This is a genomic window from Romboutsia sp. 1001713B170207_170306_H8 (assembly GCF_015550495.1).
Lineage (GTDB): Bacteria > Bacillota > Clostridia > Peptostreptococcales > Peptostreptococcaceae > Romboutsia_E.
On record NZ_JADNAX010000001.1, the window covers coordinates 720,402 to 743,279 of the forward strand.

The following is a 22,878-nucleotide window of genomic DNA, read 5'->3' on the forward strand; positions in this document are numbered from 1 at the left end:
CTCCTTAAATTTAAATAGAAATGGTGAAATAAATAATTATTTGAACTTAAAATTATTTATTGATATATAATAATATATTTTATGTAAATTTACAATAATAAACCCATTATATAATAAACTTTGTTAAAAAAATATACATAAAAAATAAGTACCTTAAATTATATATTTGTAAGATACTTATTTTTTGTTTAAGCAAGAGCCATATTATCGATATCTAATTTCTTATCAATTAAAATATCTTTTATAAATAGGCCTATTTCATTACTTTTTACATCTTTACTTAATATTGACTTTATTTCTTTTATTTCAGAATTAGAGAAATAATTACTTAACACATTACTTTTTAGGAGCAATAAAGTTAAAATAATAATTTCATTAGATGGATGATAATCAGTAAGAACTTCAAACTTTATTTTAGAAATAATTGTGTTAATAATTTCAGGGCTTGATTCATAAATTATTTTTTCATTAAAAAGTCTATTTTTAGTTTTTATGTTAATAGCTTTTTTTGATACTAATGATGATAATAGATTATCTATAATAAAATATAATGAGTAATTTGAATAAGCAAACATATAATCATCAATTATTTTTTGAATTGTTCTATAGCTATAATTATTAATATTATCATAAATGGTTTTAAGATAAGGTATATTATCGTTAAAATCTTTATTAAGAATAATTTTCTTGTTAATATCAAATCTTATTAAACTCATAGTAAATAGTTGCCACAAGCATGCATTTATAATACACGATTTATAGTATTTTGATTTATACAAGGCTGAGTAATTTTTATTATCTAATATACATAAAATATACTTTTCTACTAAAGATAGTTCTTTCAAAATAAAACCCTCCTTTTTATAACTATATAATTTCTAAGTATTCACTTAATATTAAAGAAAATCCTTCTTTTTTATTTAAACAAAATCGAAAATTTACAATTTATAACTTTTTATTTAGATTAATTTTAAATCTTAGGTAAACCTATAAACATATTTAGATTAACCTAAATAAAAAAATAAATTATATTAATAAATATAAACAAATTATTTATATAGAAAATAGGAGAATATACTATGTTACAAGAATTAGCTACTAAAATAAAAAATGGATATTTAATAAATAAGAAAGAAGCTATAAGTTTACTAAATTATGATTTAGAAAGTTTATCTAAATATGCAAATGAAATAAGAGAACATTTCTTAGGAAATAAATTTGACTTATGTTCGATTGTAAATGGTAAAAGTGGAAAGTGCAGTGAGAATTGTAAATTCTGTGCACAGTCAGCCTTTCATAAAACTGATATAGATGTATATGGATTAAAGACTACAGAAGAGTTTATAAAAGATGCAAAATATCATGCTAAAAAAGGTGTAAAAAGATACTCAATAGTTACATCAGGAAGAAGACTTAGCAAGTCAGAAATGAAAAAAGTAGTTGAATCATATAAGTTTATAAACAGAAATGTAGATATAAAAACTTGTGCATCACATGGATTGCTAGATGAAGAAGATATGATATTACTTAGTGAAGTTGGAGTGACTAGATATCATAACAATTTAGAAACTTCTAGAAATCATTTCTCAAAGATTTGTAGTACACATACATATGATGAAAAAATAGATACTATAAAAGCTGCACAAAAAGTAGGTATAGAAGTTTGTAGTGGGGGGATATTTGGTCTTGGTGAAAGTATGGAAGATAGAATAGATATGGCATTTGAATTAAGAGAATTAAATATAACTTCTATACCGCTAAATATGTTAAATAATATACCTGGAACTAATATGAATGATGTAGAAAAAATAACTGAGGAAGATTTTTTAATAGCGTTAGCTATATATAGATTTATAAATCCAAAAGCTCAAATAAGATTAGCAGGAGGAAGAAATTTTTTAACTAACTATGGAGAGTTAGCATTTATAGGTGGAGCTAATGCAACAATAACGGGAGATTTGCTTACGACTTGTGGAAATGGAATATCTGAGGATATAAAAATGATAAAAAATTTAGGATTTAATATAGTTTAAGAAAAGTGGTAAGAATTATGGGAAAAGGAATATTTATAATTGGAACAAATACAGGTATTGGTAAGACATTTATTACTGGAGGTATCGTATATAAATTAAAAAAAGAAGGCTATAGTGTTATACCATATAAACCAATACAAAGTGGAGGGATAAAAAGTGAGGACCTTTTAATTTCTCAAGACATTAAATATATAAAAGAAATATGTGACTTAGATGAGAATTGCGAAAAAATGAATACTTACTGCCTATATAATGAGGTATCACCGCATTTAGCAGATAAAATAGAAAATATAAATATATTAAAAGAAAATATAATAAATCACTATAAAAAACTTACTAATGAATATGATTACGTGGTAGTAGAAGGAGCTGGGGGTGTTGTAGTTCCTTTAATTGATAATGATTACTATATTTATGATTTAATTAAAGACTTGGATTTAGATGTTGTAATGCTAAGTAGTCCATATATAGGAACAATAAACCATACAGTTCTTGCATATGAGTTTTTAAAAAATAAAGATATTAATTGTAAGGGAATATTTATAAATCGATATACTGGAAATTTTTATGAAGATGATAATATTAGTGTAATAAAAAATATAACTAAACTTGATATATTGGGAGTTATACATAAACTAGATGATTTTAAAAATAAAAATATAAAAAAAGAATATGATAATTTTGATACAAGTAATCTTATGAGCTTATTCAAGTAAAGAGGATATATAACTATGAAAATGAAAAAATTACAAGAAAAAGATTTAAAGTATATTTGGCATCCTTGTTCTCAAATGAAAGACTATGAAGAGTTTTTACCTATTGTGATAGAAAGGGGTATGGGTGTATTTTTACAAGATGTAAATAAAAAATTATATTTAGATGCAGTGTCATCTTGGTGGGTTAACTTATTTGGTCACAGTAATATAAGAATAAATGATGCATTATATAGACAAGCAAATAGTTTGGAACATACTATATTTGCAAATTTTACTCATAAGCCAGCTATTGAACTTTGTAAGAGAATTGTAAATATTACTCCAGACAGATTAGATAAAGTATTTTTCGGAGATAATGGATCTTCAGCTGTAGAGATTGCCTTAAAATTAAGTTTTCAATATCATAAGCAAATTGGAAAAGATAAAAAATATAAATTTGTAAAAATAAGTGATTCATATCATGGTGAAACAATAGTAGCCTTATCTGTAGGTGATATGGATTTATATAGCAAAATATACGAACCAATACTTCTTGAAACAGTTAAAGTGGAAGGACCAGACTGTTATAGATGTAAGTTTAATAAGAAAAGAAGTACATGTAATGCAGAATGTTTTAAATATATGGAAGAAAAGATAAGTGAGATACATGAAGAAGTTACTGCAATAATAATAGAACTAATAGTTCAATGTGCAGCAGGTATGAAGATTTATTCACCTAATTACTTAGTTAAACTAAGGCAAATATGTGATAAATATGATATAAATTTAATAGCAGATGAAATTGCAGTTGGATTTGGAAGAACGGGAAAGATGTTTGCATGTGAGCATGCAAATATATCACCAGACATAATGTGTTTATCTAAAGGATTAACAGCCGGATATATGCCGCTTTCACTAGTTCTTATGGGAAACAAAATATATGATGCATTTTATGATGATTATAGTACTATGAAAGCTTTTCTTCACAGCCATAGTTACTCAGGAAATGCTTTAGGATGTAGTGTAGCAATAGAAACTTTAAATATATTTGAAGATGAAGATATATTAAACAAAAATAAGTATAAAAGCGAATATTTAAGAAGTAGAGTAACAAGCATATTAAAGGATATTCCACAAATTGGTGAATATAGACAAATAGGAATGATAGGAGCGATAGAGCTAGTAAAAGATAAAAATACAAAGGAACCTTTTGAAAGTGAACTACGTGTTGGTGATAACATATATAAAATAGCACTAGAAAAAGGTGTATTACTAAGATGCTTAGGAAATATACTTTATTTTATGCCACCATATGTAATAAGTGAAAAAGAAATTGACTTTATGGTTAATGTAGCTAAAGAAAGTATTATAGAATATTTTAAAGAAAAATAAAGAAAGTGACTTTATATTTTAAAGAGGAAAGTATGAAAAGTAATGGTAAGAATATAACACTAGTTGCTCTTTTAGCAACGATAATAGCATTATCTGCTTCGTTTAAACTTCCTGGTATTATACCAGGAACTGAATTTCAAATGTCAGCTCCTATAGCAATAGGAATATGTGCTACATTTGGATTTAGAAAATATATATCTGCTGGAATGATAGCAAGCATTATAAATTTAATAATGGGAACACATACAATACTTAATGTAGTTGTAGCAATGGTATTTAGAATTGTAGTGGGTGAAATCATAAGCGTTTTTGGAACTAGTTTAATAGTAGTTTCACTAGTTGGACCAATAGGAACATTTATGAGCAGAGTAGTTATGTCAAAAATAATAGGCGTTAACTTAAAAGTATTACTTATAACATCTATACCGGGAATGATATACACAGTTCTATTTTCATATTTTATATATAAGTTAATAGAAAAAATTACAAAGCTTACTCCTTATAAAGATTATATTAAGAAATTAAAGGTGAACTAATTTATGAGTTTGTATAGTATAAAAATGAGATCATCTAAAAATGATGAACATATATCTGGAGCAGAGTGTATAGTTGATGAATATAACTTAGAAGATGCAGTATTTATATTACTAAAAAGAGCAAGAAATCATTCCAAAGGAAAATCAGATTTTATAAATATAAAAATAGAAGAAATTAGTAAGAGTAAATTAGAATTTGTAAATCCATTAGAAGTTACCACAATAGAAACTAATGATATTTTTGAGAGTTTAGAATGTATAAAATATATATTAAATAAGTTAGGTATAGATAATGATAAATCTATTAAAATTTTAAAGCTATTTAGAGAAATAAAAAACATGAGAGGTGCTATACTACTTGACATAAATACATTAGAAAGATTGGAAGAAGATAGAACAAGAGGTATAAGAGCAACTTATATGGACTTTGAGGATAATAGTTTGTACCATTTAGATAAGTGTAAAGCACATAATTCTCATTTTACAGAGGCGCTAGCATTATCAAGTAAAGTAACTAATGCTCCTAATATATTTGGAGAAATTTGTTACTCTGATGATCCTAATTATACAGCAGGATATATTGCTTGTAAAAAATATGGTTACATAAGATTTGATAATTTAAAAGAAATTGGTGATAAAAGAGGTGGAAGGATATTTTTATATGACCCTTTTTTAGACAAAGAATATACACTAAATGATACTATAAACTATATTGAAAATACAAAAGTCATAGTAAAAAATAACATAAATATAAAACAAAGTATATCTTATAACGAGATAAGTACAAAGTTGTAGCTATATATGGAGATTAATATGAATAGTATAAATAAAAAATTAGAATATATAAAAGCTAATAATTTATATAGAAAGATAAAATATTTAAGTGAGTCACAAGATAAATACACGACTGTAGATGGTATGAAAGTGCTTTTAATGTCATCGAATAACTACTTAGGACTTTCTAATAATGAAGATGTTAAACAAAGTGCAATAGAGGCTATACAAAAATATGGATTAGGATCAGGTGGATCAAGACTTACTACAGGAAGTTATGATTTACACAGAAAATTAGAAAGAAAGATAGCTGAATTTAAAAACTATGAAGATGCACTAATATTTAATACAGGGTACATGGCTAATTTAGGTGTTATTTCTGCTATATGTGATGAGAATTACTATATATTTAGTGATGAATTAAACCATGCGAGTATAGTAGATGGTTGTAGATTGTCTAAAGGCGAAACAATAGTATATAAGCACAATAATGTTAAAGATTTAGAGAATAAAATAAAAGCTTTAAATCCAAGTAACGGAATTATAGTTAGTGATAGTGTCTTTAGTATGGATGGTGATATTTGTAATTTTGATAAGATATATGAAATATCTAAAAGATATAACCTACTTACGATATTAGACGATGCTCATGCTACTGGTGTTATTGGTAAAACTGGTAGAGGTAGTAGTGAATATTTTAAATATAAGCCAGATATAACTATAGGAACATTAAGCAAAGCTATAGGGAGCGAAGGTGGATTTGTTTGTGCAAGCGAAAGTATAATTGATTTTTTAAGAAATAAAGCTAGAAGCTTTATTTTTTCAACTGCACTTTCACATATAGTTATAAGTGGGGCTATTAAAAGTTTAGAAATTATAGATGAAAATATACAATTAGTAGAAAAGCTATCTAATAATATATCTTATGCGTGCAAAAGATTAAATGAAATAGGGTTTGAAATAGATATTCATTCTCCAATAATACCTATATTAATTGGAGATGAAGAAAAGGCAGTTAAGCTAAGTGAGTTATTATTAGAAAATGGAATTTTCATACCTGCAATAAGAAATCCTACTGTTAAAAAAGGTTGTACAATATTAAGGCTAACTCTTATGTCAACTCATAATTATGAAGATATAGATTACGTGATAGATATTATTAATAAATATAAATTAGAAATCTAACTTATGAGTTGACAATGAAAATAAACAAGACTACAATTCAATTGAATGGGTATTATAAGCTATTTATTAGTTTTAATACCCAATATTTGTGAAAATATAGTTGTGCATGCAACTAAAAATATTATAGGGGGGATAGAGTTTATGGAAGATAAAAATCATCAATGTGAAAATAAAATGGGAATAATGCCTATAAATAAATTATTAATTACAATGTCATTACCAATGATTATATCCATGCTAGTTCAAGCTTTATATAATGTAGTCGATAGTATATTTGTATCACAAATTAGCGAAAATGCTTTGACAGCAGTATCACTAGCATTTCCATTACAAAATTTTATGATAGCTGTTGCTTCAGGAACAGGTGTAGGTATAAATGCATTACTCTCTAAATCATTAGGAGAGAATAATTATGAAAAAGCAAATAAGGCTGCAAATAATGGAATATTCTTAGCTATAATGAGTTATATTTTATTTTTACTTGTAGGATTATTTGGTATAAGACTTTTTTATGAAAGTCAAACTAATATAATAGATATTATAGATGGAGGTTGTTCTTATTTAGTAATATGTACAACGTTATCATTTGGGTTATTTGGTCAACTTGTATTTGAAAGATTAATGCAGTCAACTGGAAAAACTTTTTATACAATGATAACTCAAGGTTTAGGAGCTATTATAAATATAATATTAGATCCAATTTTAATATTCGGATTATTTGGATTTCCTAAAATGGGGATAGCAGGTGCTGCAATAGCTACAGTAAGTGGTCAAATAATAGCAATGATGTTAGCAATTTATTTTAATATAAGAAAAAATAATGAAATAAAAATAAATGTAAAAGGATTCAAACCAGATTTAAAAATTATAAAGAAAATTTATTCAGTAGGCATACCATCTATAATAATGGGATCAATTGCATCTGCTATGACCTTTGGAATGAATAAAATATTAATAGTATTTACATCTACTGCAACAGCTGTATTTGGTGTATATTTTAAATTACAAAGCTTTGTATTCATGCCTGTATTTGGATTAAATAATGGGATGGTTCCAATTGTATCATATAATTATGGTGCGAAAAATAAAGACAGAATGATAAAAACAGTGAAGATAAGTATAATGTATGCAATGGGAATGATGTTTATAGGATTATTTGTATTACAGGTATTTCCAAAAGAATTACTTAATATGTTTAATGCGTCTGAAGAATTAATAAATATAGGTGTGCCAGCTTTAAAAACAATAAGTTTAAGTTTTTTATTCGCTGGATTCTGTATTATATTAGGTTCAATGTTTCAGTCATTAGGAAATGGTATACTAAGTTTAATTGTATCAGTAGGTAGACAGTTAGTAGTATTACTACCAGTAGCATATTTATTTTCAAAAACAGGTAACTTAAATAGTGTATGGTGGGCATTTCCAATATCTGAAATAGCATCAGTTATTTTAAGTTGTATATGCTTTAAATATGTTTATAATAAAGAAATAAAACCACTTGAAGAAGACTCAAGGAAAGTTGAAGGTATAGAGGATAGTAATAAACAAATTATAGATAGTGGTATGAATATATAATAAAAAGACCTTAATCTTGAAGTATATAAGATTAAGGTCTTTTGTAACATACAATGAAAAACAATCATATAGTAAAGTAGCTAATCTAAGGTAGAAAATAAGTTATTTACAATAATATATTATATAGAAAATAAGGTGATCTCATTGAGATTACTATTTTTATATAGGGGGAAATATGGATATAAGTTTGTGTATGATAGTTAAAGATGAAGAAGATGTTATTTGTAGATGTATAAATTGTGTAAAAGATATAGTTGATGAAATTATATTAGTAGATACGGGATCTAAAGATAGTACTATAGAAAAAGCAAAAAAATTGAATGCAAAAGTATACTACTTTGATTGGATCGAAGACTTTTCAAAGGCTAGGAATTATGCTTTTTCAAAAGCAAGTAAAGATTATATATTGTGGCTTGATGCGGATGATATTATTGAACTTAAAGATCAAAATAAATTAAAATTATTAAAAGAAAATTTAGATGAAAATATTGATGCTGTTTCTATGAATTATATATTAAGCACTGATAACAATGGAAATCCTATATATTCACTAAAAAGAAATAGATTAGTAAAAAGAAGTAAAAATTTTAAATGGGTAGGTTTTATTCATGAGTACTTAGATGTTATGGGAAATATAATAGACTCTGATATAAATATAGTTCATAAAAAAGAAAAAAAATATTCAAATAGAAATTTAAAGATTTATGAAAAGCAAATAGCCAAAGGAATTAAGCTATCTACAAGAGATATATATTACTATGCAAATGAATTATATGATAACTCAAGGTATGATGATGCTATAAAAGAATATATAAATTTTATTAATACAAATCAAGGATGGGAAGAAGATATAAAAGGTGCTTGTTCTAAACTGGCAGATTGTTACAGACTTAAAAATGATGCTGAAAATGAATTTAGATATATACTTAAATCCTTTGAATATGGAATACCAAGAGCGGATTTTTGTTGTAGACTAGGATATAAATTTTTAGAAAACAATAAAATAGAAGAAGCTGTATACTGGTATAAGCTTGCACTGCAAGCTGGACCTAAAAAAGGTGATATGAGCTTAATAAATCATGATACTTACACTTATTTACCATGGATTCAACTTTGTGTATGTTATTATAAGTTAGGAAATATAGAAGAATCTTATTATTGCAATGAAATGGCAGGAAAATATAAACCTGATGATTATCTTGTTAAATATAATAGAAATCAAATTAAAGAGAAGATGAATAATATAAAAAATGATAAGAAATAATTGTTACATTTTAAACTTTTACTTAAATTAAAATAGACTATATTTTGTATGATATTGTCTATTTTAATTTAAGTATTTAAGTAGTTTTTCTTTCAATTAACTCAGTTGGAATAATAATTTTTTTATCTGAATTTATATTTTTGTCAGTCATCAGATTTAATAGTAAGTTTGATGCTTTTAAAGCTAGTATTTTTTTATTTTGTAAAATAGTTGTTATAGGAGGATTAGAATACTTTGACACATAAGAATCATCATAACCAATTATTTTAACTTTATCAGGCACATTAATATTATTTTGCTGCAATGTAACTAAAGCACTATGAGCTCTTAAGTCATTAGTTGCAAATATACCATCAAACTTAGTATTATTTTTGATTAAATTATATATAGCTTTTTGGCAATCTTCAAAAACTCCTTCAACTAATTCTAGTTTTAAAATTAATTCAGGTAAAATAGGAATGTTATGTTTTTGCATAGCATCTTCGAATCCCTTAACCTTATGATTAACAGCAGATGCATCTCTATTGTTAGTTAATAAAACTATATTTTTACAACCTTTCTTTAGAAGGTGCTCAGTAGCTAAAAATCCTCCCATATAGTGATCACACTCGATACAAAAAGAATTATCAAAATCGCTATTATTGATGTATACAATAGGAATATTTCTTTTTATATAATTCATAGGATTAACAGATATAGATGATATACAAATAATTCCATCTACCAATTTAGAATCTAAACTTTTAATATAATCTATTTCTTTATTTTTATCTTGATTTGTATTACAAATAAATACGGAATAACTATTTTCAAAAAAGAATTTTTCAATCTCCAAGACTAATTCAGAAAAGAAGGTATTATTTATATTAGGAACTATAATACCGATGGTCTTAGATTTACTAATACGAAGGCTTTTAGCAGCCATGTTAGTTGTATAATTATACTCTTGTATTACACTTAAAACTTTCTTACGTGTTTCCTCAGAAAATCTTCCATTATTATTTATAACTCTAGAGACTGTAGCAACAGATACACCACTAAGTTTAGCAACCTCTTTTATAGATAAGTTATCTTTTTTTTTCATATAATCTCCTTAGATTAAGTAATTTTTAGTCAATATTATAAAGATATAATAACAAATGAAAGTATTAATGTAAATATGAGCAAAACAAGCTAAAAATAATATTGACAAATAAATATTTATTATGAGATAATCAATTTGTAAAAATGAGTAAACGATTACTCAAATACTGTGATTAGGGAGATTGTACATATGAATAATATAAAATTAGAAAGAATGATAGATCATACAATATTAAAGGCAGAAGCTACAAGAGACGAAGTAGTAAAATTATGTAATGAAGCTAAAGAGTATAACTTTGCATCTGTTTGTGTAAACCCATCAATGGTAGAACTTGCGTCAGATATATTAAAATGCACAGAAGTCGATGTTTGTACAGTAATAGGATTTCCCTTAGGTGCTACAACTACTAATGTTAAAGCATTTGAAACTGATGATGTTATAAATAAAGGTGCTACAGAAGTAGATATGGTAATAAATATAGGAAAGCTAAAAGATAGAGATTTAGAGTATGTGAAAAATGATATAAAAGCGGTTGTAGATGCAGCTAAAGGAAGAGCATTAACAAAAGTTATAATAGAAACTTGTTTATTAACTGATGAAGAAAAAGTTATAGCATGTGAGCTATCAAAAGAAGCTGGAGCAGAGTTTGTAAAAACATCAACAGGATTTTCAACTAGTGGTGCTACTGCTAGTGATATAAAGTTAATGAGAGAAACAGTAGGTAAAGAAATGGGTGTTAAAGCATCAGGTGGTGTTAGAACTAAAGAGGATGCATTAACTATGATAAATAATGGAGCTACAAGAATAGGAGCATCAGCATCAATAACTATATGTAAATAATTATGAGAATCTGGGAGATCTAGTATCACCCAGATTTTATTTTATATTTTAGTAAATAATTTATTTAGAGCTAAATAGTGAAATATAGCATATATGGTATATCAATTTTAGATTTAAATACTTACTTATGAATTATAGAACTTTATCTATATTGATTACATAATATAATGTGAATATTAATTTTACAACAGGGGGATAGACATGAAAAATAAAAGTAGAATGCCAATTTTAATAGTTCCAGGAAAGGGTCCTATTATTTTACCTCCATATGGACCAGGACCAGTAATGCCACCAAACAATGAACAAAATCAACCTGGAGGATTTCCAAATTTTCCACCAATTCCAAATCAATCACCAAATGAAAATACAAATAGGATTATAATAAAAATAAAATCTGTATTTAATGATAAATTTGTACAAGTAGGAGCGAATAGATATTTATACTCAATAGGAGAATACTTCAATGATGGTCAAGTATTTGTAATGATACTTCTTGATAGAAATCAAATTAAAATAAGAATTAGAGGTGGAAATTTTATTAGAATTGATGACAAAGGATTTTTAATTGCAGATACAGATAATAAAGGTGCATCTATATTTAATATATATAGTACTAGTCAAAATGAGTATGTATTATTAGCTCCAAATGGATATTATGTAAGAGTTAGGGAATCAGATAATATGTTAGTAGCAAGAGCTGAAAATGCAGGAGCAAGAACAAGATTTAAATTTAGAAAAGTTCAAAACTATTAAATGTGAAGGAGTCTTTATATGGCTCCTTAATTTTGTTTAAACATAAGTTATTTTTGAGTTATTTGAATTATATATAGAATATACATAATAGGAAGATAAAGAAAGGTATATAAGGAGGATAGGATATTGAGAAAAACTGCTATTATATATCAATCAAAGTATGGAAGTACAGAGAAGTATGCTAAATGGTTAAGTGAAGAAATAAATGGAGATTTATATAGAAAATCAGATATATCAGTAAATAGTTTAAAGAATTATAGCACTATAGTTTATGGTGGAGGACTATATATTAGAGGCATTGCAGGATTTTCTTTCATAAAAAACAATTATAAATATTTAGAAGATAAAAAAATTATAGTTTTTGCAGTAGGAGCAGCTCCATTTGATACAGGAATTGTATTTGATATAAAATCAAATAATTTTCCTGATGAAATGAAATATATACCATGTTTTTATTTAAGAGGAGCTTTTGATGAAAGTAAGATGAAATCAATAGATAGGGTTATATTTCAAATATCAAAAAAAATACTTATAAAAAAAGATGAGTCACAGTATGAAGAATGGGAAAGAGCTTTTATAGAAACTACTAGTCGAAAATATGGTAATTGGATTTGTAAGGAGTATATAAAGCCTATAGTTGATTTAGTAAATAAATATAAATAAATTATGATATAAAAATATGTTACAATAATTACATAAAAGTAAAATAAGGGATATAGGAGATTACTAAAGATATGGGAGAAGAGAAACAAAGAGTTATACAGGAATATGTTCCTGGTAAACAAGTTACATTAGCACACATAATAGCAAGTCCAAGGGAGGAGTTATATCAAAAAATAGGTCTTATAGTTGATAAGCGAGAAGCTATTGGAGTGCTTACAATAACACCTAGTGAAGCATCTATCATAGCTGCAGATATAGCTACTAAAGCATCTGGTGTATCGCTAGGATTTGTAGATAGATTTAGTGGATCCTTGGTTATAACGGGAGATATAAGTTCTATAGAATCAGCATTAAATAAAGTTCTTATGATTTTAGGCAATACATTAAAATTTACAACTACAAAGATAACGAGGTCTTAGCTTTATGAAAAAAATAATATTTATGGGTAAAACTGGTAGTGGAAAAACTACATTATGTCAAAAACTGCACGATTTAGATATAAAGTATAGAAAAACTCAATCTGTAGAAATATATAGTGATGCCATAGATACTCCTGGAGAATTTATGGAGAATAGATGGATGTATACCTCTTTAGCGACAACTGCAGTGGATGCAAAAGTTATAGCTTTAGTATATGATTGTACTCAACAAGAGAACTATATAGCACCAGGATTTGCAACTATGTTTTGTAAAGATGTAATAGGGATTATTACAAAGATTTCTAGGGCAGATGAGTATGATATAAAAGTTGCATATGATAGATTGAAATTAGCTGGAGTTAAGGAAATATTTAAAGTAGATACAATAGATAATATAGGGATAAATGAATTAGTAGAGTATTTAAGTTTAATATAAATTTATATTAAAAATGGAGTAATAAAATGTATGAAGAAAAACAAAGAATAATACAAGAGTCAGTTCCAGGTAAACAAATATCATTAGCTCATATAATATCAAATCCCAAAGAGGATTTATATAAAAAAATAGGTCTTATAGATAAAAAGTGTTCTATGGGAATTTTAACAATAACTCCAAGTGAAACTGTAATGGTAGCTTCTAATATTGCTGTTGAATCATCAAATGTATCATTAGAATATGTAGATAGATTTAGTGGATCGATGATTATAACAGGAGATTTTAGTTATGTTGAAGAAGCAATTAAAGCTATACTTATAACATTAGAGAGTACTCTTAATTTTGATGTTACAAATATAACTACAACTTAAAATAAAAGCCTAAATTATAAAAATAATTTAGGCTTTTATAATATTAGAAATTAATATAGTTAATTTCTATATTTGATGTATCAGTATAATCATGAATTAAATATAAAATAGTAATTTTTAAATGATAGCGTTCTTTTTCAGATAAACTGTACTCAAATTTAAATTTACTTGATTTTATATTATTAATAAATAAATCAATAAAACCATCAGAATTATGTAAATCAAGTTTAATACTAAATAATAATTTATTATCAAATGATTTTAATTCAGATTTTATAAAACATAAAATTTCATCTAAAAAATAGTGTTTAAAAGCTGATTCTTCATCTAAATTACAATCTATACAGTATGTATATTTTGACTTTGATTTTGATGTAAGTATTGATAAGTTATTACTTTTACAATAATTACATATATTAGGTGATGTGTATAAATCTAAAAAATTATTTGATAAAATAGACTGATTTGTATTCAATTTTAAAACCCCCGATAAAATATTTTATAAAAATTATTTACTTGCCCTGGATATATTTTAACACCATGTTCAGAAAAAAGCTTTAGGTAAATAATGGGGGCTCTATAGTTTTATATAACAAAAAAAGAAGCTAAAAAGCTTCTTTTTTCTGAATAAATCTATATTAAAAATAAATTATATTCTGTTTACGTTAGCAGCTTGAGGACCTCTAGCTCCGTCAACTATTTCAAAGCTAACTGCTTGTCCTTCTTCTAATGTTTTGAATCCTTCACCTTGTATAGCTGAGAAATGTACGAATACGTCATCTCCACCTTCTACAGATATAAATCCAAATCCTTTTTCGCTGTTAAACCATTTTACTATTCCGTTCATTGTGAACCTCCAAATTATATAAAAAATACAAACAATCAAGATGATTAATTACCTTATCTTGTCTGTTATCTAATATTAACATAAAAAAAATATAAATGCAAGTATATATTAAAAAAAATAAAAAATTTTAGAAAAATTCAATATTATTATATGTATATATTAATAACGATTATAAGCTATAGATTATAGACATATCAAAAAAAATAGTGTAATATATTATAAAAAATGATAGTATGAGTTATTTTAGGATAAAATGTTACAAAGGAGGATTTAATGATGAATGATAAAGAAATTGAAACTACATTAAATCAAATTCAATTAACACTTCAAAATACCAATACAGCAACTTTAGTAGATAAGTTTATTAGCTGGTTTATAGAAAGTGGTATAAGGCTTATAATAGGATTAGTAATATTGTCTATAGGGTTTAAGCTTATAAAAACACTAGTTAGTAAGTTTGATAAATATTTAGAAAAAAGAGACGTTGATATTACATTAAGGAGATTCTTAAGGTCATTTACAGTTGGAGGACTTAAAAGTTTATTAGTAATACTTGTTGTTACATTATTATGGAATGTACAAATTACAGCGTTAGTAGCTTTATTCACATCTGCTGGGGTTGCAATAGGTTTAGCACTTCAAGGAACTTTGTCTAATTTTGCTGGAGGATTTATAATACTTTTACTTAGACCATTCAAAGTTGGTGATTATATACAAGCAGCAGGATATGAAGGAACTGTTGAACAAATAGGTGTATTTTATACTAGCCTATTAACAATAGATAATAAAGTTGCACTTATACCAAACGGAACTTTATCAAATAATAGTCTAATAAACTTCTCGGCTAAAGAACATAGAAGAGTAGACTTAATATTTAATGTAAGTTATGAAAATAGTGTAGTTCAAGTAAGAGATGTATTACAGGAAATAATATATAAACATCCATTAATAGAGAAAGAACCAACACCATTTATAGGAATAGTAGAGCATGCTCAAAATTCTGTTAATTTTGGAGTTAGAGTTTGGTGTAAAAAAGAAAATTACTGGACTATATATTATGACTTACTAGAACAAGTTAAAGTAAGATTTGATGAAGAAAATATAATAATACCATATCCACAAATGGATTTACATGTTAACTATAAACATGAAAATATAAAAAAAGCAAATTAAGAAAAAAACCTTATAAATTATTTTGATTTATAAGGTTTTTTTATGTAAAAATTTAAAAATAGTAATAAAACTTTTACAAAATTGTAATTAAAATGTAAGATAGATTTAATAAAATTATTGTATACTTTAGTTATAACTATCAATTGTAATAAGGGAGAAGACATATGGAGCATATTCAAGAATTATTTAACTTAGCACAAGATTACTTATTTCTTACTATGTTAGTAGGATTATTTAGCACATTTATAGAAAGTTTTGTACCTGTATTACCATTAGTAGCTATAGTTACAATAAATGCAGCAGTTTTTGGTATGGGTATGGGACTTATAATATCTTGGATAGGTTCTAGCCTTGGAACAATAGCAGTATTTTTTATTGTTAGCAAGCTTAGTGGTAGTAAACTAATTAATAAATATAAAAATGAAAAAATAGAAAAAATAGTAAATAAAGTCAAAAATAAAGGTTTTAAGTTGTTATTTATAGCTTATTCATGTCCATTTATACCTACATGTTTGGTAACTGTAGCATCTGCAATTTGTAAATATGAATTTAAATACTTTACAACGGCAATGTTGAGTGGAAAATTTATAATGTTTATAGTAATAAGTTATATAGGAAGTGATATGAAAGGTTTTATTACAAGTCCAATAAAGATATTAACCTTTATATTAGTAGTATTTTTAGCATGGAAAATAGGTAATAGAGTAAATTCAAGTTTAGATCGTAATGAAGAAGAATTAAAATTAAATGAAAATATATAAGAAAAAATGAGAGTAAATCAATATTATTTTGTAATACTCTCATTTTTATTTATACTATTAAATCAGTATATAAAATCTATATCCAAGTAAGAAAATAACTACTAAATTCAAAAACTTGCAAATATTTTTTTCTAATTTAGAACTAGTTTTTATAGATAATATAGAAAAGTTAATTGTAATAGGATAAAATAACTCAACACCTTCCTTTGTTAATAAGTCAAGACAAATGTGAGACATAGAACCAATAATTATTCCAGCACACAAGCAAATAAATACAATATTGTTATCAGTATACTTTAGAAGTAGATCACTTAAAAAATATAAAACACTTAAAAATAGTAAGCTATGAGTGAATCCTCTATGTTTAAGATGTTTTCCGATTTTTTTATAAACAAAGGGGAATCTCTTACTAATATAAGAACCTCTCATATCAATATCTGGAAGTAAAGATCCAAAATAAGAAAAATAAATATAAATTAATAAAAGTATTATCCTATAGTAAAAATTATATTTAAGTATATAATTATTATATATTAATGGGAGAGATAATAATGCAAAGATATATCCTCCTTTAGTATGAGTTTCTTTTGTCATAATTCCTCCAGTTGACATATATTGTAATTTATTTAATTATAAATCATATATAATTATTTTTCAAAGTAATTTATACTAATGATTTGATATCTTAATTAAGAATAAAATTATTAACTATAGATAAGACTATGATATAAAGTAAAAAACTAAATTTTTGGAGGAAACTTTATGTGTGGTCATGTATCTATATATTATAAAAATGAAAATAAAGAGAATAGAATACATATTGAAAAAATAATAGAATTAATAGATCATAGAGGACCAGACTATACAGGATTTTATAAATGTAAAAAGGTAGAATTTGGTTTTAAACGCCTTAGTATAATTGATCTTGATAGTGGTAAACAGCCTATGGAAAAGGACAAAAACGTAATTGTATTTAATGGTGAAATATATAACTACGAAGATATAAAAAGTAAATTAGAATCTAAGGGATATAAGTTTAATACAAAAAGTGACACAGAGGTATTATTAACTTCTTATATAGATAAGGGAAAAGAATGTTTAAATGATTTGAGAGGAATGTTTGCATTCTTAATTTTTGATGAGAGCAAAAAAACTTTATTTGGAGCGAGAGATTATTTTGGAATAAAACCATTATATTATTTAGAAGAAGATGACTTTATTGCATTTTCATCAGAATATAAGGTTTTATTAGAAATAATAAATGATGTAAAAGTAAATAAAAAGAGTTTACAAAGTTATATGTCTTTTCAATATGTGCTTCCAGATGAAACTATGATTGATAAAATAAAGATAGTGCCTTCAGGTAGCTTTTTTATTATAGAGAATAATAAATTAAGATTTGAAAAATATTCAAATTTTAACTTTAACATTACTAAAAATATAAGTACAGACGATGTTAGAAATGTTGTAATAGATTCTGTAAAAAAGCATATGATAGCAAATGTTAATATAGGTACGTTTTTATCGGGAGGAATAGATTCTACGATTATATCTTCTATAGCATCACAAATTAATCCTAATATAAAATCATTTTCAGTTGGTTTTGATGTTGATGGATATAATGAATTAGATTATGCTAAAACAACCGCGAAGAAATTAAATATAGAAAATATACCTATAATAGTAAATGAACAGGATTATATCAAATCTTTGCCTAAGGTAATGTATCACTTAGATGACCCAGTAGCAGATCCTTCTCAAGTTGGTATATACTTATTATCAAAAGAAGCTAGCAAGCATGTTAAAGTAGTTTTATCAGGAGAAGGATCAGATGAACTTTTTGGAGGTTATAATATATATAATGAATATAATAGTATAAAAGGTATATATAATATGCCAAGTTATGTAAAACAAATTATAAATAAAATATCGCTAAAAATACCGAATATTAAAGGGAAAAATTATTTATATAGAGCAACAACAGAACTAAACAAAAGGTATATAGGAAATGCTAAAATATTTGAAAATTATGAAACTGAAAAATTACTTAAGGATTATAGTAACAATTATAATTATGATAAATTATTAGAGAATATATATAAAGAAGCTAGTAATGAAAATTATGACTATGTAACAACAATGCAATATGTGGACTTAAACACATGGTTACAAGGGGATATACTTCAAAAAGCAGATAAAATGTCTATGGCATCATCAATAGAATTAAGGGTACCTTTTTTAGATAAAGAGGTGTTAGACGTAGCAAGTAATATTAAGCTAGATCAAAAGATAAATAGTGGAAATACAAAAATATTGCTTAGAGAAGCATTTAAAGACATTATCCCTGATAATATTGTGTATAAGAAAAAATTAGGATTTCCGACACCTATAAGGGTTTGGTTAAAAAGTGAATTAGGTAATATTGTTAAAGAAACAATAACAAATGCTAATATAGATGATACAATAGACAAACCATATGTTGATAAACTCTTATATGAGCACATAAAAGATATAAAAGATAACTCGAGAAAAATTTGGACCATATTTTCATATTGTTTATGGTATGAACTATTTATAGAAAAAAAAGAAATTACATTTTAAAAAAGTATGATAAAATCATATTAAAGAACATTAAAAAGGGGAAATTTAATTAGTTAGGGGCGTTACTATATGATTAGTATGATTGAGTTAGATAAATTAATTGACGTAAAAGTATTACAAAGTATACAAGATAGCTTTTCTGACACTACAAAATTATCTGCTATTACGGTAAAGCATAATGGAGAACCTATTACTAAACCTAGTAATTTTACAGATTTCTGCAATCTTATTAGAAAAGACGAAAAAATGGCTGAAATGTGTTATAAATGTGATGCATACGGAGGTGTACAATCAGCTATAAGTAAGAAGCCTTATATATATAAATGTCATACAGGATTGTATGACTTTGCAGTACCCATAATGATAGAAGATAATTACGTAGGAGCAATACTTTGTGGTCAAATAAAAATAAAAGATAGTGATGATGAGAGAATAGGTGATTTTGGTAGACATACAAATTGGAATAATAGTAAAGAAATTTATAAAGCATATGAAGATATAAAAGTTAAAACTTATAAAGATGTGGAAGATGCAGCAAATTTAATTTATCAAATGTCTAAATATATGGTAGATAGCGAATTTTTAAGAGTTGTAAAAGAGGAATTAAATAATAAAACAACTAAATTAATGGAAGAAGAAAATAAAAGAATAGAATTAGAAAGAGATTTAAAAGAAGCTGAGCTGAAATCTTTACATTACCAAATTAATTCACATTTTATGTTTAACTCTATGAATAGTATAGCTAATATGGCACGTTTAGAGAAAGCTTATAAAACAGAAGATCTTGTTTATAATTTTTCTGATATGATTAAATATAGTTTGAGAAAAGATAATTCTAGTACTGCATATTTAGAAGATGAGTTGTACTATATTGAAAATTATTTAAAAATACAAAAAGTTAGATTTAGAGAAAGGCTAAAATATGATATAGATGTTGAAAAAAAATTTTACAATGTAGAATGTCCTTATATGATATTACAGCCTATAGTCGAAAATTTTGTGAAGTATGTTGTAGAACCTAGAATATCTGGTGGATATATAAATATTCATGCATATGAGAAAGATAAAGACTTTATAATCGAGATAAAAGATAATGGAGATGGAATAAGTAAGAAGAAAATAGAAAACATATTATCTGGATATGAATACTTAAAAAATAAAGATTGTATAGGACTTTATAATATAAATAAAAGGTTAATCTACTTATATGGAGATAAATATAAATTACAAATATATAGCACTGAGGATATAAAAAACAATGGTACATTAGTAAAAATAAGGTTACCAATTGATAAGGAGGCTATATATGTATAATATTTTAATTGTTGATGATGAATATTTATCAAGAGAAGGAATAAAATCAATTATAAAAGAAGAATTTAAAAATAATATAAATATAAAAGAAGCTATAAATGGAATAGATGCAAGAGCAATAATAGATAAATTTGATTTAGACTTAATATTATTAGATATAAATATACCTGGAATTAATGGAATAGATTTATGCAGATATATAAAATCTAAGTTTAATAAAATTAATATTATTATAACAACAGCATATGATGATTTGCATATAAAAGATAGAGTTCTAGATATAGGTGTTAATAAGTATTTAGTTAAGCCAATTAGACCCCAAAAAATAATTGAAAGTTTAAAATACATACTAACTGATAAAACCTCTAAGATTAAATATAGTGACGTACTTGATTCAATTAGAACAAAAGACAATCCATCAAACAATTATGTAAAGGAAACTTTGAATTACATAGAAAAAAATATAAATAAAAATATAACATTAGAAGATGCTGCTAGCTATGTTAATCTTAGTCCACATTATTTAAGTAAAATTTTTAAAAAAGAAACTGGAGTTAACTTTATAACATATCTAACTAACATAAGAATTGATATAGCAAAAGAAATGTTAGAAGATGAAAGTATTCCAATATCAAACATAGCTATAGAGCTATCTTATAGCAAATCAAATTATTTTAGTAAAGTTTTTAAAAAGAAAGTAGGTATAACTCCTAGTGAATATAGAGAGAGATACTTAAATGAAAATTTAATTATTAGTTAATCTATAAGCCGATGAATGTCTTGAAAAAAGACATATCATCTGGCTTATTTTTTTATTCTAATAAAGTGATTGTATTAAACTTTTTAAATCATTTATGTTTGTCTTTACTGGATTAGTTAAAGTACAGATATCTTTATAAGCTGTTTGTGCTAGACTATCAATTGAATTTTTAAATTGAGATTTAGATATATTTAAGCTTTTTAGGTCTAATGGTATTTCTAATGCTTTATTAATTTCAATTATAAAAGTTTTCAAAATTAATGGAGCATTTTTTATACTAACATTAGATAAACCTATTGAGTCTAATATTTTTAGATATTTGTTACATGTATTTTTATCTTTTCCATTATATTCTATTACAAAAGGTAAAATAATCGCATTACAAAGGCCGTGTGGCAAATGAAATTCAGAACCGATACTATGAGCAATACTATGAGTTATTCCAAGACCACTACTATTAAAGGCTATACCAGCCATACAGGATGCTATTTGTAAATTGCTTCTATATTCTAAGTTATTCAAATTTCTATAGCATTTCAAAAGGTTATTAGACACTAGCTTTATAGATTCTAGTGCATACATTTGAGAAAAAATATTGTTATTTGTAGAAATATAACTCTCAATACCATGAGTTAACACATCCATAGCTGTTGAAGCTGTTATATTTTTAGGTACTGAAGCTGTTAGCTTAGGATCTAGAATTGCTTCATCAGGAAGCATAATATCATCTCTTAAGGGAATTTTTGATTTGCTATTATTATCAGTAATAACAGCGAAATTTGTAACTTCAGATCCAGTTCCAGCAGTAGTGGGGATAGCTATAAAATATGGTTTTTCAATTTTATCTTCATCTATAAAATTCTTTTTTAATTGAATACAAAAATACATTATAGCTTTAGCTGCATCTATAACAGATCCACCACCTACAGCAATTAAAGCATGAGGCTTTAGATTTACTATATGAGAAAGCCCATTTTGTATAATATTCGTAGATGGATCAGGTGTTATTTCATCGAAAATATGATAGTCAATATTATTTTCATCTAATATATCAGTAACTTTATGTATTAACTTACTTTCAGTCATAAATTTATCTGTAGCTATACAAACCCTAGTGAATCCAAACTCTTTAAGAGAGCAAAGTGAATTTTCACCATAGGATATTTTAGGATTTATATAAAATGCATTTATTTCATTCATTATGATACCTCCTTAAGATATATATTTAAATGTTAAATTTTATACAATTATTATAGTTTAAGATTATCCATAAAAAATAAAATAACAAAAATTTACACATAGATATCAATAATTTATAGTTTAGAACATAAAAGTATATATTTAGTATAAAAAATAATTAAAAGTAAAATAAATCTTTTATAGTTCATAATAGGAAAATGAT

25 protein-coding genes are annotated in these 22,878 nt (G+C 25.3%); 19 read left to right on the forward strand and 6 right to left on the reverse strand.

All coding sequences use genetic code 11. The features are described 5' to 3' along the window. Window positions 1-188: 188 nt before the first annotated feature. A complete protein-coding gene (locus tag I2A66_RS03430; protein ID WP_195250965.1) occupies window positions 189-845 on the reverse strand; it encodes a hypothetical protein in 657 nt (218 codons plus the stop codon). A 234-nt stretch (window positions 846-1,079) separates the two neighbouring features. Between I2A66_RS03430 and bioB the strand changes: the two genes are divergently transcribed. The 8 genes from bioB (at window position 1,080) to I2A66_RS03470 (ending at window position 9,454) form a co-directional block, all read left to right on the forward strand. After that, window positions 1,080-2,033 carry a biotin synthase BioB gene (gene bioB / locus I2A66_RS03435; RefSeq protein ID WP_147516711.1) on the forward strand — a complete coding sequence of 318 codons (954 nt, stop codon included), beginning with the start codon at window positions 1,080-1,082 and terminating at the stop codon, window positions 2,031-2,033. A 17-nt stretch (window positions 2,034-2,050) separates the two neighbouring features. Further along, the gene (gene bioD / locus I2A66_RS03440; protein WP_195250966.1) at window positions 2,051-2,749 is read left to right on the forward strand and encodes a dethiobiotin synthase; all 699 of its coding nucleotides are present in this window, start codon (window positions 2,051-2,053) and stop codon (window positions 2,747-2,749) included. Between the two features lie 15 nt (window positions 2,750-2,764). Next, window positions 2,765-4,120: an adenosylmethionine--8-amino-7-oxononanoate transaminase gene (gene bioA, locus I2A66_RS03445; RefSeq protein WP_330615442.1), complete on the forward strand. Its 1,356-nt coding sequence runs from the start codon at window positions 2,765-2,767 to the stop codon at window positions 4,118-4,120. 32 nt (window positions 4,121-4,152) lie between these two features. Further along, window positions 4,153-4,656 carry a hypothetical protein gene (locus tag I2A66_RS03450; RefSeq protein ID WP_122639999.1) on the forward strand — a complete coding sequence of 168 codons (504 nt, stop codon included), beginning with the start codon at window positions 4,153-4,155 and terminating at the stop codon, window positions 4,654-4,656. A 3-nt stretch (window positions 4,657-4,659) separates the two neighbouring features. Continuing rightward, a complete protein-coding gene (locus I2A66_RS03455) occupies window positions 4,660-5,451 on the forward strand; it encodes a 6-carboxyhexanoate--CoA ligase (RefSeq protein WP_195250968.1) in 792 nt (263 codons plus the stop codon). Window positions 5,452-5,469: 18 nt separating this feature from the next. After that, on the forward strand, window positions 5,470-6,615 hold the full coding sequence (gene bioF / locus I2A66_RS03460; protein ID WP_195250970.1) for an 8-amino-7-oxononanoate synthase: 1,146 nt from the start codon (window positions 5,470-5,472) through the stop codon (window positions 6,613-6,615). Window positions 6,616-6,756: 141 nt separating this feature from the next. After that, window positions 6,757-8,190 (forward strand): MATE family efflux transporter, encoded by a 1,434-nt coding sequence (locus I2A66_RS03465; RefSeq protein ID WP_147516706.1) that lies wholly within the window; start codon window positions 6,757-6,759, stop codon window positions 8,188-8,190. Window positions 8,191-8,365: 175 nt separating this feature from the next. Next, window positions 8,366-9,454, forward strand: coding sequence for a tetratricopeptide repeat-containing glycosyltransferase family 2 protein (locus I2A66_RS03470; RefSeq protein ID WP_243113365.1), 1,089 nt, complete (start codon window positions 8,366-8,368; stop codon window positions 9,452-9,454). A 76-nt stretch (window positions 9,455-9,530) separates the two neighbouring features. Here I2A66_RS03470 and I2A66_RS03475 read toward each other — a convergent pair whose 3' ends face one another. Beyond that, window positions 9,531-10,538, reverse strand: a complete 1,008-nt coding sequence (locus I2A66_RS03475; RefSeq protein WP_122639994.1) for a LacI family DNA-binding transcriptional regulator — start codon at window positions 10,536-10,538, stop codon at window positions 9,531-9,533. A 189-nt stretch (window positions 10,539-10,727) separates the two neighbouring features. Here I2A66_RS03475 and deoC point away from each other — a divergent pair, with 189 nt between their 5' ends. From deoC to I2A66_RS03505, 6 genes are all read left to right on the forward strand, one after another. Next, window positions 10,728-11,378 carry a deoxyribose-phosphate aldolase gene (gene deoC, locus I2A66_RS03480; RefSeq protein ID WP_147516705.1) on the forward strand — a complete coding sequence of 217 codons (651 nt, stop codon included), beginning with the start codon at window positions 10,728-10,730 and terminating at the stop codon, window positions 11,376-11,378. A 201-nt stretch (window positions 11,379-11,579) separates the two neighbouring features. Continuing rightward, the gene (locus I2A66_RS03485) at window positions 11,580-12,131 is read left to right on the forward strand and encodes a fascin domain-containing protein (protein WP_195250972.1); all 552 of its coding nucleotides are present in this window, start codon (window positions 11,580-11,582) and stop codon (window positions 12,129-12,131) included. Window positions 12,132-12,257: 126 nt separating this feature from the next. After that, window positions 12,258-12,794: a flavodoxin domain-containing protein gene (locus tag I2A66_RS03490; RefSeq protein WP_164489032.1), complete on the forward strand. Its 537-nt coding sequence runs from the start codon at window positions 12,258-12,260 to the stop codon at window positions 12,792-12,794. A gap of 71 nt (window positions 12,795-12,865) precedes the next feature. Then, a complete protein-coding gene (locus I2A66_RS03495) occupies window positions 12,866-13,213 on the forward strand; it encodes a BMC domain-containing protein (protein ID WP_122639990.1) in 348 nt (115 codons plus the stop codon). Between the two features lie 4 nt (window positions 13,214-13,217). Beyond that, on the forward strand, window positions 13,218-13,649 hold the full coding sequence (locus I2A66_RS03500; protein ID WP_122639989.1) for a EutP/PduV family microcompartment system protein: 432 nt from the start codon (window positions 13,218-13,220) through the stop codon (window positions 13,647-13,649). Between the two features lie 26 nt (window positions 13,650-13,675). Then, a complete protein-coding gene (locus I2A66_RS03505) occupies window positions 13,676-14,020 on the forward strand; it encodes a BMC domain-containing protein (protein WP_122639988.1) in 345 nt (114 codons plus the stop codon). A 43-nt stretch (window positions 14,021-14,063) separates the two neighbouring features. Here I2A66_RS03505 and I2A66_RS03510 read toward each other — a convergent pair whose 3' ends face one another. Further along, window positions 14,064-14,495 carry a hypothetical protein gene (locus I2A66_RS03510; RefSeq protein ID WP_147516703.1) on the reverse strand — a complete coding sequence of 144 codons (432 nt, stop codon included), beginning with the start codon at window positions 14,493-14,495 and terminating at the stop codon, window positions 14,064-14,066. A 174-nt stretch (window positions 14,496-14,669) separates the two neighbouring features. Next, a complete protein-coding gene (locus I2A66_RS03515; protein ID WP_122639986.1) occupies window positions 14,670-14,867 on the reverse strand; it encodes a cold shock domain-containing protein in 198 nt (65 codons plus the stop codon). A gap of 273 nt (window positions 14,868-15,140) precedes the next feature. Here I2A66_RS03515 and I2A66_RS03520 point away from each other — a divergent pair, with 273 nt between their 5' ends. Both I2A66_RS03520 and I2A66_RS03525 read left to right on the forward strand, forming a co-directional pair. Beyond that, window positions 15,141-16,040, forward strand: coding sequence for a mechanosensitive ion channel family protein (locus I2A66_RS03520; protein WP_122639985.1), 900 nt, complete (start codon window positions 15,141-15,143; stop codon window positions 16,038-16,040). Between the two features lie 164 nt (window positions 16,041-16,204). Further along, a complete protein-coding gene (locus tag I2A66_RS03525) occupies window positions 16,205-16,801 on the forward strand; it encodes a TVP38/TMEM64 family protein (RefSeq protein WP_122639984.1) in 597 nt (198 codons plus the stop codon). 57 nt (window positions 16,802-16,858) lie between these two features. Here the strand turns inward: I2A66_RS03525 and I2A66_RS17760 are convergent, their stop codons facing one another. Continuing rightward, entirely contained in the window at window positions 16,859-17,413 is a 555-nt protein-coding gene (locus I2A66_RS17760) for a metal-dependent hydrolase (protein ID WP_306666827.1), read from the reverse strand. A 150-nt stretch (window positions 17,414-17,563) separates the two neighbouring features. On the opposite strand from I2A66_RS17760, the gene asnB reads away from it, so the two are divergent. The 3 genes from asnB to I2A66_RS03545 all read left to right on the forward strand — a co-directional run bounded on the left by asnB (window position 17,564) and on the right by I2A66_RS03545 (window position 21,476). Then, window positions 17,564-19,402 (forward strand): asparagine synthase (glutamine-hydrolyzing), encoded by a 1,839-nt coding sequence (asnB, locus tag I2A66_RS03535; RefSeq protein WP_147516702.1) that lies wholly within the window; start codon window positions 17,564-17,566, stop codon window positions 19,400-19,402. A gap of 69 nt (window positions 19,403-19,471) precedes the next feature. Further along, window positions 19,472-20,716, forward strand: coding sequence for a sensor histidine kinase (locus I2A66_RS03540; RefSeq protein ID WP_122639981.1), 1,245 nt, complete (start codon window positions 19,472-19,474; stop codon window positions 20,714-20,716). After that, window positions 20,709-21,476, forward strand: a complete 768-nt coding sequence (locus I2A66_RS03545) for a response regulator (RefSeq protein WP_122639980.1) — start codon at window positions 20,709-20,711, stop codon at window positions 21,474-21,476. Before I2A66_RS03540 ends, I2A66_RS03545 begins: the two co-directional genes overlap by 8 nt. A 57-nt stretch (window positions 21,477-21,533) precedes the next feature. Here the strand turns inward: I2A66_RS03545 and I2A66_RS03550 are convergent, their stop codons facing one another. Further along, a complete protein-coding gene (locus tag I2A66_RS03550; RefSeq protein WP_122639979.1) occupies window positions 21,534-22,676 on the reverse strand; it encodes a 1-propanol dehydrogenase PduQ in 1,143 nt (380 codons plus the stop codon). Between the last annotated feature and the right edge of the window lie 202 nt (window positions 22,677-22,878).